Annotated in this window: 16 protein-coding genes; 12 read left to right on the forward strand and 4 right to left on the reverse strand. The window is 69.0% G+C overall.

Annotated elements, in window-relative coordinates; translation table 11 throughout:
- Positions 1 to 47 precede the first annotated feature (47 nt).
- Both AACZ75_RS10905 and AACZ75_RS10910 read right to left on the reverse strand, forming a co-directional pair.
- On the reverse strand, positions 48 to 1,526 hold the full coding sequence (locus AACZ75_RS10905; RefSeq protein ID WP_339872882.1) for a sigma-54 dependent transcriptional regulator: 1,479 nt from the start codon (positions 1,524 to 1,526) through the stop codon (positions 48 to 50).
- Positions 1,527 to 1,651: 125 nt separating this feature from the next.
- Entirely contained in the window at positions 1,652 to 3,481 is a 1,830-nt protein-coding gene (locus AACZ75_RS10910; protein WP_339872883.1) for a DUF4153 domain-containing protein, read from the reverse strand.
- Positions 3,482 to 3,617: 136 nt separating this feature from the next.
- Here AACZ75_RS10910 and AACZ75_RS10915 point away from each other — a divergent pair, with 136 nt between their 5' ends.
- The 12 genes from AACZ75_RS10915 to AACZ75_RS10970 all read left to right on the forward strand — a co-directional run bounded on the left by AACZ75_RS10915 (position 3,618) and on the right by AACZ75_RS10970 (position 14,370).
- On the forward strand, positions 3,618 to 5,423 hold the full coding sequence (locus tag AACZ75_RS10915) for a M3 family oligoendopeptidase (protein WP_339872884.1): 1,806 nt from the start codon (positions 3,618 to 3,620) through the stop codon (positions 5,421 to 5,423).
- Between the two features lie 45 nt (positions 5,424 to 5,468).
- Positions 5,469 to 6,821: a serine hydrolase gene (locus tag AACZ75_RS10920; protein WP_339872885.1), complete on the forward strand. Its 1,353-nt coding sequence runs from the start codon at positions 5,469 to 5,471 to the stop codon at positions 6,819 to 6,821.
- 79 nt (positions 6,822 to 6,900) lie between these two features.
- The gene (locus AACZ75_RS10925; protein WP_339872886.1) at positions 6,901 to 7,152 is read left to right on the forward strand and encodes an aa3-type cytochrome c oxidase subunit IV; all 252 of its coding nucleotides are present in this window, start codon (positions 6,901 to 6,903) and stop codon (positions 7,150 to 7,152) included.
- 154 nt (positions 7,153 to 7,306) lie between these two features.
- The gene (locus AACZ75_RS10930) at positions 7,307 to 8,893 is read left to right on the forward strand and encodes an ATP-binding protein (protein ID WP_339872887.1); all 1,587 of its coding nucleotides are present in this window, start codon (positions 7,307 to 7,309) and stop codon (positions 8,891 to 8,893) included.
- A gap of 87 nt (positions 8,894 to 8,980) precedes the next feature.
- Positions 8,981 to 10,114: a Re/Si-specific NAD(P)(+) transhydrogenase subunit alpha gene (locus AACZ75_RS10935; protein ID WP_339872888.1), complete on the forward strand. Its 1,134-nt coding sequence runs from the start codon at positions 8,981 to 8,983 to the stop codon at positions 10,112 to 10,114.
- A complete protein-coding gene (locus AACZ75_RS10940) occupies positions 10,114 to 10,437 on the forward strand; it encodes an NAD(P) transhydrogenase subunit alpha (RefSeq protein ID WP_339872889.1) in 324 nt (107 codons plus the stop codon). Before AACZ75_RS10935 ends, AACZ75_RS10940 begins: the two co-directional genes overlap by 1 nt.
- Positions 10,434 to 10,736: a hypothetical protein gene (locus tag AACZ75_RS10945; RefSeq protein WP_339872890.1), complete on the forward strand. Its 303-nt coding sequence runs from the start codon at positions 10,434 to 10,436 to the stop codon at positions 10,734 to 10,736. Before AACZ75_RS10940 ends, AACZ75_RS10945 begins: the two co-directional genes overlap by 4 nt.
- Entirely contained in the window at positions 10,733 to 11,026 is a 294-nt protein-coding gene (locus AACZ75_RS10950) for a hypothetical protein (protein ID WP_339872891.1), read from the forward strand. Before AACZ75_RS10945 ends, AACZ75_RS10950 begins: the two co-directional genes overlap by 4 nt.
- A complete protein-coding gene (locus AACZ75_RS10955) occupies positions 11,023 to 11,412 on the forward strand; it encodes a hypothetical protein (protein ID WP_339872892.1) in 390 nt (129 codons plus the stop codon). The genes AACZ75_RS10950 and AACZ75_RS10955 overlap by 4 nt, the downstream gene beginning before the upstream one ends.
- A gap of 24 nt (positions 11,413 to 11,436) precedes the next feature.
- Positions 11,437 to 12,855 carry an NAD(P)(+) transhydrogenase (Re/Si-specific) subunit beta gene (locus AACZ75_RS10960; RefSeq protein ID WP_339872893.1) on the forward strand — a complete coding sequence of 473 codons (1,419 nt, stop codon included), beginning with the start codon at positions 11,437 to 11,439 and terminating at the stop codon, positions 12,853 to 12,855.
- Between the two features lie 24 nt (positions 12,856 to 12,879).
- Positions 12,880 to 13,935 (forward strand): alpha/beta hydrolase, encoded by a 1,056-nt coding sequence (locus AACZ75_RS10965; RefSeq protein WP_339872894.1) that lies wholly within the window; start codon positions 12,880 to 12,882, stop codon positions 13,933 to 13,935.
- Between the two features lie 12 nt (positions 13,936 to 13,947).
- Positions 13,948 to 14,370, forward strand: coding sequence for a hypothetical protein (locus AACZ75_RS10970; protein WP_339872895.1), 423 nt, complete (start codon positions 13,948 to 13,950; stop codon positions 14,368 to 14,370).
- Here the strand turns inward: AACZ75_RS10970 and AACZ75_RS10975 are convergent, their stop codons facing one another.
- Both AACZ75_RS10975 and AACZ75_RS10980 read right to left on the reverse strand, forming a co-directional pair.
- Complete coding sequence (locus AACZ75_RS10975; protein ID WP_339872896.1) at positions 14,371 to 14,652, reverse strand: DUF2442 domain-containing protein; 282 nt, start codon at positions 14,650 to 14,652, stop codon at positions 14,371 to 14,373.
- Positions 14,645 to 14,911, reverse strand: a complete 267-nt coding sequence (locus AACZ75_RS10980) for a DUF4160 domain-containing protein (protein ID WP_339872897.1) — start codon at positions 14,909 to 14,911, stop codon at positions 14,645 to 14,647. The genes AACZ75_RS10975 and AACZ75_RS10980 overlap by 8 nt, the downstream gene beginning before the upstream one ends.
- Positions 14,912 to 14,936 lie beyond the last annotated feature (25 nt).

The following is a 14,936-nucleotide window of genomic DNA, read 5'->3' on the forward strand; positions in this document are numbered from 1 at the left end:
GTCAATCGGGGGCGAGAGGGTGTCCGGGCGAGGGTCTGGTCCGAGCCTCACCCCGCCTCTTTCAGCACGCCTTCCAGCCCCTGTTCGCGGACCTTGCGGTACAGGGTGGAGCGGCCGATGCCGAGGCGGCGGGCGATCTCGGACATGTGGCCGGCATAGACCTCGATGGCGTGCTGGATCAGGTCGCGTTCGATGTCTTCCAGCGTGCGCAGGTGGCCGCGGTCGTCGAGGATGCGGATCGGCGTGTCCGGCAGGGGCGGCAGGTTGGCATAGGGCTCGGCGGGGTTGGTGGTGGACCCCTCCACCGCTTCGCGGTCCCCCTCCCCATGTTCCATGGGGAGAAGACAGGCGGAAACACCGGAGATGGCCGGGAAGTCGTGCGGCTGCAGGAAGGGCGCGTCGGCCAGGACGATGGCGCGGTAGACGCTGTTTTCCAGCTGGCGGACATTGCCGGGCCAGTCGAAGGCGCTGAGCAGGGCGATGGTCTCGGGGGCGCAGCCGGCGATGCGGCGGCCTTCCTCGACGTTGAAGCGGGCGACGAAATGCTCGATCAGGGCCGGGATGTCCTCGCGCCGTTCGCGCAGGGACGGGGCCTCGATCGGGAAGACGTTGAGGCGATAGAACAGGTCCTCGCGGAAGGCCCCTTCCTTGACCTGCTGGGCCGGGTCGCGATTGGTGGCCGAGACGATGCGCACATCGACCTTGACCGCGCGCTTGGCCCCGACGGGGTCGACCTCGCCCTCCTGCAGCACGCGCAGCAGCTTGACCTGCATGTCCAGCGGCAGTTCGCCGATCTCGTCGAGGAACAGGGTGCCGCCGTTGGCTTCCATGAATTTGCCGAGGTGTTTGTCGCTGGCGCCGGTGAAGCTGCCCTTCTCGTGGCCGAACAGGATCGACTCGACGAGGTTGGCGGGCAGGGCCCCGCAGTTGACGGCGACGAACGGCTTGCCGGCGCGGTCGCTGACGCCGTGCAGGGCGCGGGCGATGACTTCCTTGCCGACGCCGCTCTCGCCGGTGATCAGCACCGGAATGGTCGATTTGGCGGCGCGGGTGCCCAGGGATTTGACCATCCGCATGGCCGGGCTGGTGCCGACCAGATCGTCGAAGGTGGTGCGACCGGCCACGTGTTTCTTGAGTCGCCCGACCTCGGCCGTCAGCTGGGTCAGCTGCAGGGCGTTGCGCACGCCGATCAGCAGGCGCTCGGCCGAGACCGGCTTGACGAAGAAGTCCTGGGCCCCGGCCTGCATGGCCTTGACCACGGTCTCGATGCCGCCGTTGGCGGTCAGGACGATGACCGGGGTGGTGATCCCGGCGGTGCGGATCTCGGCCAGACACTCCAGGCCCGACATGCGCGGCATGACCATGTCCAGCAGGATCACGTCGGCCCCGCCGCCCTTGGTCAGACGGTCGATGGCCTCGCCGCCGCTCTCGGCCTGGGCCACGGCATAGCCCTCGCGCTCCAGCACCGCCTGGACGAGGCGGCGTTGGGTCGGGTCGTCGTCGACCACCAGAACAGTCTTGGCCATGGCAGAAACACCCCTTGTCATCACCGGTTACGGCCCGTCCTCATTCAAGCGGGACTGGCTCGTTTCGGGACGGTTTTACCTCCGGCAAGGTGAAGATCGGGTTGGAAGGGGTGGTGAGTCGGGGGTTAACGGTGCGGCTCGCCCGGGGGGCCGCAGGGGCCGTTCGGCGCAAGCCGCATCCGGGTCGAGCCGTCCAGCGACAGGTCGGCCCAGAGCGGGGCCACCGGCTTAACGGTTCCGGCCTTCAGGGCGTCGCGCGGATCGATCCGCGTCTCGCCGGGGCAGAACGACTGGGTTGCCCGACCCGTCTCGGTCCAGACGCCATCCTCGGCCCGGCTGTACATGACGACGCCGTGCTGTCGGGCGAGCAGGATTTCCATCGGGCCGTCGCCGTTCAGGTCCATCAGGGTGACGACGCACTCATCGGGCTGGTCGCAATGGGCGCGTTCGTCATCGGCGGGGACCGTGGCCGTGAACCCGGCCGGCAGGACTGTGCCGGCCGGCCAGACCGCGAACACGGGTGTGACCGGCGGAGCCCCGACGCGACTGTCGTGGCGGTCCGTCGCGGCCTGCACCACCCGGGCCCGGTTGGCGATGTCGGCATTGGTCGAGGCGGCCAACCGGGCCAGGGCGGCCTCGCCGGCGCGACCGCTTTCGAAGCGCAGGAAGCGGTAGTCGAACGTGTCGGGCGTCACCGCGCCGCGCGCCAGCCGGGCGGTCTGGTCGGCGACTGACAGCCGCGCCGGGTCGGCCAGGGGGCTGAACAGGGCCAGGATGACGCCGACGCTGAGGATGGCCGTGGCGACATTGCTCGGCTCCAGCGGGCGCATCCAGTCGCCGCGCCGCCAGAACGGCTGCAGGGCGGCGAAGCCGTAGCCGGCGGCATAGGCGAAGCCGACCACGGTACAGGCGGCGGCGATGATCCGGTCCGGCGTCAGACCGTGCTGGCCGATGCGCAGGGCCAGGCCCCAGACGGCGATGACCATCAGCGGGGTCAGCAGCACGGCAGCGACGCGCACCGCGATGCGCAGCACCACCGGCGGCAGGTTGTCGGCCAGGCCGTCCTGATAGGCGGTGTTGATCAGGATGATCAGGGCCGCCGCCGCCGCCAGCACCAGGGCGGTGGCGCTGCCGGTGTCCCACAGGCCGTCGAGTCCGGTGAAGGGCAGGGCGGCGAGGAAGCCCGCCACCAACACGGTGATCACCAGCAGCAGCCACGACAGCAGCATCAGCACCACTGACCGCACGCCGCGGATCAGGGCGTCGCGCACATCGGTCAGCTGCACGGCGATGGCGAAGGCCAGGGTGGTGACCGGAATGGCGAACCACTCCTTGTCCAGCAGGTCCTCGAGGAATTTCAGCCCGATGATGTTGAACAGGGCGGCGCCGAGATGAAGCAGGATCCAGAAGGCCCCGGTGAAGCCGATCGACAGGGCCAGCTGGACCCCGGCCTTCCAGGCGGTGTCGAAATAGGCGGGGAACGGGGCGAACCGTCGCCGCGCCTGATCCGCCGGCACGACCAGATGGTGGGCAATGAACAGGGCGGCGGCGGTAAAGGCCACCATGGGGAAGGTGAGGAAGGGCGGCTCCTGGAGCGCGCCCGGCGACTGACGCGCCACGTCGTGCCAGGCCAGCAGGGCCAGGGTCACGCCGGCCACGACGGTCCAGAGCGCCAGGGTGGTCAGACGCAGCCGTCCGACCCCGGCCAGCAGCACCACGGGCAGGAAGGCGCTGACCAGCAACAGGGGGGCGAACAGGGTCGGGATGGTGGCCGGCCAGGCACGGACGGCATCCGCGCCGAAGCCGGTGCCGACCGAACGCCACAGCAGATACAGGACCAGGCCCTGGGCCAGACCGATGCCGATACGGGCCAGGGCCAGACCGCGCCGGTCGCCGGTGGTCAGGCTGGCGCGGCCGGTGCCGCCGCCGGTCTCATTGTCGCCGAAGATGGTCATACGCGCGTCCCCCAGACCGAAGCGTGACCGGAGGTTGCCTCCGGCACCGGGCAATTGAAAGGGGAGCCGGGTTGCCGCGACGATCCGGGGGGCGGCGCGGTTGCGCCGGGGGGTGGCCCTGCCCACACTAGAGGGCATGAACGCACCCTTCAAAGCCCCGACCGCCCCGACCGCCGACGCCCCGCTGTGGGACCTGTCCGACCTCTATGCCTCGCGCACCGACCCGCGCATCGCGGCCGATCTGGAGCGGGGCCGGGTGCTGGTGGCCGAGCTGACCGGCCTGCAGGGGCAGATGCTGGCCCAACGGGCCGACGCGGCGGCGCTGGGTGCGACGCTGGACCGGGTCATCAGCCTGTATGAACAGTCAACCGAGGCCCTGGGCGGGCTGGGGGCCTATGCCTTCCTCGCCGCCTCGACCGATCGCAATGACGCGGCGGCCCAGGGATTCGAGGCCAGTCTGCGCGAGAAGACCACGGCCATCGTCACCCCGACGGTGTGGGTGACGCTGGAGATCAACCAGCTGGACGAGTCCGAGCTGGCCGCGGCGCTGAAGGCGGTGCCGGCGGCGGCGCGCTGGACCCCGTGGCTGCGCCGGGTGCGGGCGATGAAGCCACATGAACTGTCGGAAGAACTGGAGACCTTCATCGCCGAGAGCATGCCGATCATGGCGCAGTGGCCGCGCCTGTTCGACGAGACCCTGGCGGCGATGACGGTGTCGGTCGGCAAGGAGTCCCTGACCCTGGCCGAGACCCTGAACCGGCTCAGCGATCCCAAGGCGGCGCGGCGCAAGGCGGCGGCCGAGGGGCTGAACGCGGCCCTGGCGGCCCGCAGCGCGACCCTGGGGCTGGTGATCAACACCGTGGCCGCCGACCAGGCGCTGGAAAGCAAATGGCGCGGCTTCAAACGCCCCGCCGACAGCCGCCACCTGGCCAATGAGGTCGACGGCGAGTCGGTCGACGCGATGGCCGAGGCCGTGGCCGCCGCCTATCCGAAACTGTCGCACCGCTACTATGCGCTGAAGGCGAAGGCGCTGGGCAAGCCGACGCTGGACCAGTGGGACCGCAATGCCCCGATCGAGACCAGCGCCCCGCGCGGCTTTGACTGGGCCGAGGGCAAGGCCCTGGTGCTGGAGAGTTTCGCCGACCTCGGTCCCGAGTTCGCCGAACGGGCCGGGCGCTTCTTCGACAAGCCGTGGATCGACGGCCGGGCGCGGGCGGGCAAACAGTCCGGGGCCTATTGCCACCCGGTCAGCGCCAACCGGCATCCCTATGTGTTCATGAACTGGATGGGCGAGCGCCGCGACGTCCTGACCCTGGCCCATGAACTGGGGCACGCGGTGCACAACACCCTGGCCGCCGACCAGGGCACATTGCTGGCCGACACCCCCCTGACCCTGGCCGAGACCGCCTCGATCTTCGCCGAGGGCCTGACCTTCGACCGGCTGCTGGCCACGGCGCCGAAGGACGAGCAGCGTGGCCTGCTGGCCGGGCGGATCGAGGACGGGCTCAACACCGTGGTGCGCCAGATCTCCTTCCACCGCTTCGAGACCCGCTTTCACGACGAGCGGGCCGCGGGCGAGGTCTCGGCCGAGCGCATCGGCGCGATCTGGATGGAGGAGATGGGCGCGGCGCTCGGTCCGGCGGTGACGCTCAACCCCGGCTATGAGCACTGGTGGAGCTACGTCAGCCATTTCGTCCACGCCCCCTTCTATGTCTATGCCTATGCCTTCGGTGACCTGCTGGTGGCGGCGCTGATGGAGACCCGGGCGAAGGACCCCGAGGCCTTTACCCCCCTGTACCGCGACCTGCTGGCTGCAGGCGGGACCCGCACCTATGTCGAGGCCCTGGCCCCGTTCGGGCTGAACCCGCGCGACCCGGCCTTCTGGACCATCGGCTGCCGCCGGCTGGAACGGCTGATCGACCAGTTCGAGGCGCTGGTCTGATCCGAAGCGATTGACGGCGGCGGTCCGGCGCGCGAGCGTCGGTCCATGCGCACCCTGATCCTTGCGGTCGTCCTGGCCGTCGCCCCGCTGGTCCCGCCCGCCATGGCCCAGACCCCGCCGTCCGCCAGCGCCGAGGCGCGGGCCTCGGCGGCGGGCTACAAGGCCCTGACCCTGTGCAGCGCCATTCATAACGCCCGGGCGGCGGGCGGTGCGCGCAGCCCCGAAAGCGTCGCGGCCCATGAGTTCGTCGGCATCTATCCGACGCTGGATCCGCTGATCCGGGACCTGAACGCGACCTTTGACGGACCGCGGGTCAGCGTCGACTGGGACACGGCGATGCCGCCGCGCGTGGCGGTCTGGCGCGACGGGGGCGGGTGTTCGATCCTGCCGGTCGGCTGGACCGGCCCGGCCGGGGCACCGGCGGCCGTGGCGTCGCCGACGGCACCGCCGGGGGTCGACATCCCGGTCGCCGCCTTGCGCGGCGACGGTCCGGGCTTTGCCGTCGCCGTCGTCGGGGCCATGGGCGAGGCGTATGGCGACGGCACCGACACGACGGCGGTCGTCGTGGTTCAGGACGGCCATCTGATCAGCGAATCCTATGCCCCCGGCTTCGGCCCCGACGTGCCGCAACGGACCTGGTCGGTGGCCAAGAGCCTGGCCGGCACCCTGATCGGCGCGGCGGTGCAGCGCGGCGAGGTCGACGTCGAGGCTCCCGCCGCCATCGCCAACTGGCAGGTCGAGGGTGACCCGCGCCGGGCCATCACCCTCGATCAGCTGATGCGCATGGCCTCGGGCCTGACCAGCGACACGGCCGGCAACCGCACCGACGCCCTGTATTTCGGCGGCACCACCGTCGACGAACAGGTGCCCGGCTGGCCGCTGCTGGCCCGGCCCGGTAGCCGCTACCGCTATGCCAACAACGACATCCTGCTGGCGGTGATGAGTATCGCGCCGACCTTCGCCGAGCATCCGCCTGCCGCCCTATTCGCGCAGCTGGGCATGCAGGACACGGTGGCCGAGACCGACTGGCGCGGCAACTACATGCTGTCCAGCCAGGTGTGGTCCACCGCCCGCGACCTGGCGCGCTTCGGCCTGTTGTATCTGGACGACGGGATCCAGGACGGGCAGCGGATCCTGCCCGAGGGCTGGCTGGCCCATGTCTCGCGGCCGTCGGGACCGCAGCCCGAGGGCGAGTTCGGCTATGGCGCGACCTTCTGGCTGATGAACCGGTCCGACGGCGTGCCCGCCGACACCATCGCCGCCTTCGGCAACCGGGGACAGTATGTGGTGATCGTGCCCAGCCGGAAGGTCGTCATCGTCCGGCGCGGCGAGGATCCGGCGGGCCATCGCTTCGATATCGCCGCCTTCACCCGCGATCTTCTGGCCTCGCTCGACTAGACGCGGGTCCCGGCCCTTGAGCCGGACGCCGGCATCGCTATAAGACGGCGCATCGACTCCCTCTGTCCGGACACTTCCCATGGCCGATCCCCGCAAGCCCACCGCCGCCCACCCCTATGTGCACGGCTCCCAGGCGATCGATGAGCAGAAGGCGACCTTCAGCCTGTTCATCACCCTGAGCAAATGGGGCTCGCTGGCGATCGCCGTCCTGCTGACGCTGCTGACCCTGTGGTTCCAGCCGGGTGGCAGTTTCGTCCCCGGCTTCATCGCCGCCGCGGTTCTGGCGGTCGCGGGCTGGTTCGCGCTGCGCTCCAAGCCTGCAGCCCACTGAGCGGTTCGGGCCGACCGGCCACCGTCTGCCCCCCGCCCGGGTGGTTTGAAGACGGCCGGGGTCCCCGGAAAACATCACCGAACGCAGGTGATTGCGCCGACGGGCGGAACCTTGGCCGTGCCTCGCGCCTTTAGGCGCGGAACGGGAGTGGTTCTTGCTTAAAGGTATTACCTCAGTCCAACGCGCCCTGCTGGTCTTCGCTGCGGCGCTGACCCTGCCGACGGTCATCCTGTTCGCGGTGTCGCTGACGATGGCGCTGACGCGTCAGAGCGAGCGTGTCGAGGGCCGCGCCGCGGAAACGGTACAGCAGACGCTGGCCGACATCGACGCCCAGCTGCTGTCCGACCGCAACGCCCTGCGGGTGCTGACCACGGCCAACGCCCTGCAACAGGGTGATGTGGCCAGCTTCCGCAACCGCGCCCTGCAGGCGGTCGACCTGCTGCCCGGGTGGAAGGGGGTCCTGGTTATCGAGGGCGACGGCGATGTCCTGATGGACACGACGGACCGGATGGCGGCCCGGCAGCCCCGGCCCCTGCCGACGGCCTCGGTCTGGCGCAACGGCGCGCCCTGTCCCTGTATCGCCATCGCCGAACCGATTCCGGGCCGGCGCGGCCAGTACCTGGTCGCCCTGACCGATCCCGCCCAGTTTCAGACGCTGCTGATGAAGGGGGTGGAGCCGGGACAGGTCGGGGCCATCGTCGATCGCCAGGGGCGGTTCGCCGCCCGGTCGCTGGACTATGTGGATCGTGTCGGAAAGCCGGCCACCATCTATGTCCGTCGGGCGGTCGATCGTGGCGGGGCGGGCACCTATGAGGGCACCACCTATGAGGGGCTGGTCAACTACACCTCCTACCGGGTGTCCCCGGATACCGGCTGGTCGGTGCACCTCGCGGTCAACCGCAATGTGCTGGATTCGCCGCGACTGTGGCGCTTCATCGCCATCGTCGGCGGGGCCTTCCTGTCGCTGCTGGTCGCGGGCGTCCTGATTCTCTGGGCCTTCCGCGACATCACCCTGCGACGGCGCGAGGCGCAGATGATGTTCGACCGCCAGCGCACGGAGGCCATCGGTCAGTTCGCCAGCACCGTCGCGCATGACTTCAACAACCTGCTGACGGTGGTTCTGGTCAATCTGGAACGTATCCAGGCCCGGGCCGAGGCCCAGCCGATCAAACAGGCTGCGGCGCACGGGCTGGAGGCGGCGCGACGCGGGTCGCGGCTGGTCAACCAGCTGCTGGCTTTCGCCCGGGACGGCGGTGCCGAACTGACGGTGGTGGATGTCGGGTCCGCAACCCGGGGGATGACGGATCTGCTGCGCCAGTCGGCGGGTGGCGGCGTGCTGCTGGAGGTCGCCGCGGATGCGGAAGCGCTGCCCGTGACACTGAACCTGGACCAGTTCGAGGTGGCCCTGGTCAATCTGGTCATCAACGCCCGCGATGCGATGAACGGTACCGGCACGATTACGGTTCGGGCCGAAGCGGCTGGCGAGGAGGCGGTGATCACGGTCACCGACACGGGCCCCGGCATCGACGAGGCGACCCGCGACCGGCTGTTCGAGGCCTTCTTCACCACCAAGGCTGAACAGCAGGGCACGGGCCTGGGTCTGGCCCAGGTGGCCGGGATGGCGCATCAGGCCCGCGGCACGGTCACCGTGCACAACCGGCCGGCCGGCGGGGCCGTGTTCGAGATCCGCCTGCCGCTGGAGCGCCGGTCCGAGGCGCGCGACGACCCCGCCGCCGTCTGATCCGCCCCCGGACGACAGCCCGTCTTTGACGCGTGCTGGCGGTTGGGCCTAACGTCGACAGGTTCAGTCGGAACAGGGGAGATTCGCTTGGCCATCGCCATTGCCGTGACGCGCGAACGCCGGGAAGGCGAGACCCGCTGCGCCCTGACACCGGAGACGGCGAAAAAGCTGATCGCCATGGGCGCGACCGTGACGGTCGAGGCCGGCGTCGGTGCCGGCTCGTCCATTCCCGATGCCGACTATGTCGAGGCCGGGGTCACCGTGGCCAAGGACACCAAGGCGGTGCTGGACCGGGCCGACATCCTGCTGAAGGTGCGCGGTCCGACGGCCCAGGAAACCAGTGCGATGAAGCCGGGGACCATCGTCGTGGCCCTGCTGGACGCCTTCCGCGACAAGGACACGGTGGCGGCCATGGCCGGGGCCAATCTGACGTCGTTCGCGATGGAATTCGTGCCGCGGATCAGCCGCGCCCAGGTGATGGACGCCCTGTCGTCCCAGGCCAATCTGGCCGGCTATCGCGCGGTGATCGAGGCGGCCTATGCCTTTGGCAAGGGTTTCCCGATGATGATGACGGCGGCGGGCACGGTCGCCCCGGCCAAGGTCTTCATCATGGGCGTCGGCGTTGCCGGGCTGCAGGCCATCGCCACGGCGCGGCGGCTCGGGGCGGTGGTCACCGCCACCGACGTGCGCCCCGCCACCAAGGAACAGGTCGAGAGCCTCGGGGCCAAATTCCTCGCCGTCGAGGATGAGGAGTTCAAGAACGCCCAGACCGCCGGCGGCTATGCCAAGCCGATGTCGGCCGAATACCAGGCCAAACAGGCGATCCTGACCGGCGAACACATCCGGAAACAGGACATCGTCATCACCACGGCCCTGATCCCGGGCCGCGCCGCGCCGGTGCTGGTCACGGCCGAACAGGTGGCGACGATGAAGCCGGGCAGCGTGCTGATCGACCTGGCGGTCGAGGCCGGCGGCAATGTCGAGGGCGCCAGGGCCGGCGAGGTGGTCACCACCCGCAACGGGGTCCAGATCGTCGGCTACACCAACCTGCCGGGTCGCATCGCCGCCGACGCCAGCGCCCTGTACGCCAAGAACCTGTTGGCCTTCACCGGCCTGCTGATCAAGGACGGGGCCCTGACCCTCGACCTCGAGGACGAGATTCTCAAGGCCGCCGTCGTCACCCACGGCGGGGCCGTGGTGCATGAAGGAGTACGCGGCTGATGGAACACGTCGACCCCACCGTCTTTCGTCTGGCCATCTTCGTGTTGGCCATCTTCGTCGGCTATTACGTCGTCTGGAGCGTGACCCCGGCCCTGCACACGCCACTGATGGCGGTGACCAATGCCATTTCCAGCGTGATCATCGTCGGCGGCCTGATCGCCGCGGCCTCGATCTCGGGGGACGTCTCCGGTCCCAATGCCATGATCGCCAAGGGCGCGGGCGTGCTGGCGGTGACCCTGGCCAGCGTCAACATCTTCGGCGGCTTCATGGTGACCCGGCGCATGCTGGCCATGTACCGCAAGAAGGAGAAGCCCGGGGCATGACGACGGCGATGATCTTCACCGCCCTGATACCGGTCGCCGTGGTCCTGGCCCTCGGGGCCGCGCTGCTCGGTGCCCGGCTGGAGCCGACGCTGCGCACGCGCGTCGAGCGCGTGGTGGCGGCGATCATCTATCCGCTGTTCGCGGCCTTCTGGATCTGGCGGGCGCTGATCCATCTGGGTGACGACCAATTGCTGCAGGCCTGTGTGATGGCGGTGCTCGCCGGCTTCTTCGCGGTCGAGGGCGTCAAGGCGGTCCGGCGCGGACGCGTGATCGCCGCGCGTCTGCCGGTGGCGTCATGATCTTCGACCTGCATCTGTTCGCGACCATCGTCTCGTGGGTGGCCACGGGGGCCGGGCTGGGCCTGTTCATCTGGAGTTTCGTGCGCGAGAGCGACGCCATTCGCCGGCTGCGCTTCCAGGATTTCGCCGTGGTGCTGATGTTCGGCTCGGTGCTGCTGCGCGTCGTGGCCCAGACGCGGCCGATGACGGTGTTCGACTGGGCCTGGGTGGTGCTGTCGCCGATCTTCATCGCCGCGGCCCTGTGGCGGCTGGACCGCACCAGTGGCCAGCCGGGATCCGGCAAGCGATGAGCGCCCGGCTTGCCGCGGCCGCCGCCGCCGCCGTCGTCTTCAGCCTGGCGGGCGGGGCCTCGGCCCAGACCCATGTCGGCACCGTGCGGGCCGCCGGTCTGCCCTGGTCTGTGGCCGCGCCCGGCGGGGCCAGCTGGGCGCTGGCCTGCCGCTTCTCGCCGGTGACCATGGACATGAGCCGCTACGATCGCAAACACTGGGCCAACGGCCTGACCCGCAGCGGCCAGGGGGCCATGCGCGGACGGCTGCCGGTCGACAACGGCTGGTGCATCCTGACCAAGACGGGCGGTTCCGGGGTCGTGGCCATCGCCATGGTCAAGGATGGCGAGGCGCGCGCGCGGGCCACCAACGATCCGGCGCAGCCGGCCCGTGTCGGCTTCGTCTAGGGTGAACATTATGAGGGGGACGCCATGAATGCATCCATCGCGGCTCTGGCCTATCTGGCGGCCGGCGTGCTGTTCATTCTCAGCCTGCGCGGACTGTCCAGTCCCGAGACCAGCCGGCGGGGCAACACCTTCGGCATGGTCGGCATGGGGCTGGCCATCGGTGTGACCCTGCTGACGCTCGGCACGACCGGGGCGCTGGATCGCATGACCGTGGCCCTGCTGGCCGGCGGCGTGATCGTCGGCGGCGGAGCCGGGGCCCTGATCGCCAAAAAGGTCGCCATGACGCAGATGCCGCAACTGGTCGCGGCCTTCCACTCGCTGGTCGGCATGGCCGCCTGCCTCGTGGCCATCGGGGCCGTCTATGCGCCCGAGGCCTTCGGCATCTCCAACGGTCTGGGCGGGATCAAGACCCTGTCAATCATCGAGCTGTCGCTGGGCGTGGCCATCGGGGCCGTGACCTTCACCGGCTCGGTCATCGCCTTCGCCAAGCTGAACGGCAATATGAGCGGCGCGCCGATCATCCTGCCCGCCCGGCATCTGATCAACATCGGCCTGGCCCTGGCCCTGGTGTTCCTGATCGGCATCCTGATCGGCACCGGCGGCGGCGCGATCTGGGCCTTCTGGGGGGTGTTCGCCATCGCCCTGGTCCTCGGCGCGACCCTGATCATCCCCATCGGCGGGGCCGACATGCCGGTGGTGGTGTCGATGCTCAACTCCTATTCCGGCTGGGCCGCGGCGGCCCTGGGCTTCACGCTGGAGAACATCGCCCTGATCATCACCGGGGCGCTGGTCGGCTCGTCCGGTGCGATCCTCAGCTACATCATGTGCAAGGGCATGAACCGCAGCTTCATCAGCGTCATCCTCGGCGGCTTCGGCGGGGATGCGGGACCGGCGGGAGCCGAGGGCGCGGCCGAGACCCGGCCGGTCAAACAGGGCAGTGCCGAGGATGCCGCCTTCATCATGAAGAACGCCTCCAAGGTCATCATCGTGCCCGGCTACGGCATGGCCGTGGCCCAGGCCCAGCACGCCCTGCGCGAGATGGCCGACAAGCTGAAGGAAGAGGGGGTCGAGGTGAAATACGCCATCCACCCCGTCGCCGGCCGCATGCCCGGCCACATGAACGTGCTGCTGGCCGAGGCCAATGTTCCCTATGACGAGGTGTTCGAGCTGGAGGACATCAACAGTGAGTTCTCCTCGGCCGACGTGGCCTTCGTCATCGGGGCCAATGACGTCACCAACCCCGCCGCCAAGACCGATCCGCAGAGCCCGATCTACGGCATGCCGGTGCTGGACGTCGACAAGGCCGGCACCGTGCTGTTCATCAAACGCGGCATGAGCTCGGGCTATGCCGGGGTCGAGAACGAACTGTTCTTCCGCGACAACACCATGATGCTGTTCAGCGACGCCAAGAAGATGGTCGAGGGGATCGTGAAGGCGCTTTAGGGCGCACGCCGGGGGAGAGACGCGATGACCGTACGGCGATGGTGCATCGCGCCCCTGCTGCTGGCGATCTGCCTGGCGGGGGCCGCCTGTCGTCAGGCCGATCCCGTCAGCGAGCCTGAGCGGGGCGAGCAGACCCGTCAGCCCAGCCCGGCCGCCGACCCGTCCGCCCGGGTCGAGGTGCCCAAGGTGGAACGCGAAGGTGTCTGGCAGCCGACCGCCGACGGGACCCAGATTCCGCTCTGGCCCGAAACCGTCCCTCTCGCCAAACCCGACAGCGGCGATCACCCCGAGACGACCGGCAACGGCTCGCCGCTCGTCGCCGGCCGGAAGTGGCACTGGGCCACCTACATCACCCGTCCGACCATGACGATCTACCGGCCAAAGGGACGCAATACGGGGGCCGCGATGCTGGTCCTGCCCGGCGGCGGCTTCCATGCGGTGGCGATGGACCTCGAGGGTACCGAAATCTGCGACTGGGTCGTCCGGCAGGGCATGACCTGCGTCGTGCTGAAATACCGGACGCCCCAGGTGTGGCCGAGGGAGAACGGGCATCAGCGGCGGCCGGACGTGTTGCTGGGTCTGGAAGACGCCCAGCGCGCGATGGGATTGCTGCGCGAGCAGGCCGGATCCTATGGCATCGATCCGCACAAGATCGGGGTCATCGGCTTTTCCGCTGGTGCCTATCTCGTGACCAACATGAGCAATACCGAGGCGCGCACCTATCCGCTGACCGATGCGGCGGATCGACAGTCGCCGCGGCCCGACTTCGCGATCGTCGCCTATACGGCCCGCGTCCTGGACACCAGCAAGGGGCGCAACGAACTCGAACTGGCCCCCTGGGTGACCATCAGCCCGAACGCGCCGCCGACGCTGATCATCCACGCCATGAACGACTCCGTCGACGACATACGCCAGCCCATGGCCTATGCGCTGGCGCTGAACGATGCGGGCGTCCCGGTCGACCTGCGCCTCTACGCGAAGGGCGGCCACGCCTACGGCCTGCGCCCGACCGCCGATCCGATCACACGCGAATGGCCGGGGCAGGTCGAGCAATGGCTGCGCTCGCTCGGAATCCTGTGAGGCCGGCCCGCGATGGCTCAACCTGACAAGACCTACGTCCGCTTCGTCTGCTTTCACACGGTCGAAAGGCAGCGAAACCGCCTCGGCGTGTTTCAGGCCGTCCACCTTGCAGAGGACAGTGACGTCGCCCCCGATTGGGCTCTGGCCGAGCTGAAGGTTCTGAACGACTGGTTCACCGACAATCTGGCCCGACCTGCCAGTTTCGCCACCGGCCGCGAACGCTTCTCGAAGGGCGACTGGATTCAGGACGGACAGACGGGCCTGTCGTGGTTCAAGCCTGAGGCCGTCGACCATATTCGCCAGATGCACCGGCTGAAGATCGCGCTCAAGGAATGCGGCATTCATGTCGAGGTGGTGACCACCCGCGATCCCGGAAAAATCGTCTGGCAGGACGGCCATCAATTGGTGGCCGAGCCGGGCCGACGTCGATTTTGATCACGCCGCCGCCGTCACCGGCCGCAGCGCACCCTTTGCCGCCAGCGTCATTCGCGCATTGATCGGGTCGATGTCGCAGCCGTTGGGCCAGGTCGGGATGCCCGTCTCAAGGAAGACGCGGGCAAAGAAAGCGGGGTCACCCAACGGCTCGGTTATCGGCCCCAGGGTCACGAACTCGCTGAGGTCAACCACACCCATGGTGTCGTCGCTGAACACAATCTCCAGCCGGTAGTCGGGCAGGGGCCTGACCCGGCGGGCGGTTACGATCCTGATCTCACTCATCGTTCAGACCCTCGATCCTGAAGGTGGCTTGCCCCGTCGACGCCAGATCCCAGTTCCGCATCAGGTCGTCGCGGTGTGTCGACATCCACTCTACCATATAACGGGTCTCGCGGCGTGGCAGGCGACCGGCGATGACCTGACCGGTCCGGATCTCGAACAGGGCTTCGGCGTCACCATGAAGCGCATGGAGATGCGGCGGCGCGTGGTCGCGGAAATTGATGCGAACCACGATACCGAAGAAGATCGAGATGATTGGCATGCCGTAAGTGTAACACGGATAGATT

Origin of the sequence: uncultured Brevundimonas sp., assembly GCF_963975535.1 — a bacterium.
GTDB lineage: Bacteria > Pseudomonadota > Alphaproteobacteria > Caulobacterales > Caulobacteraceae > Brevundimonas.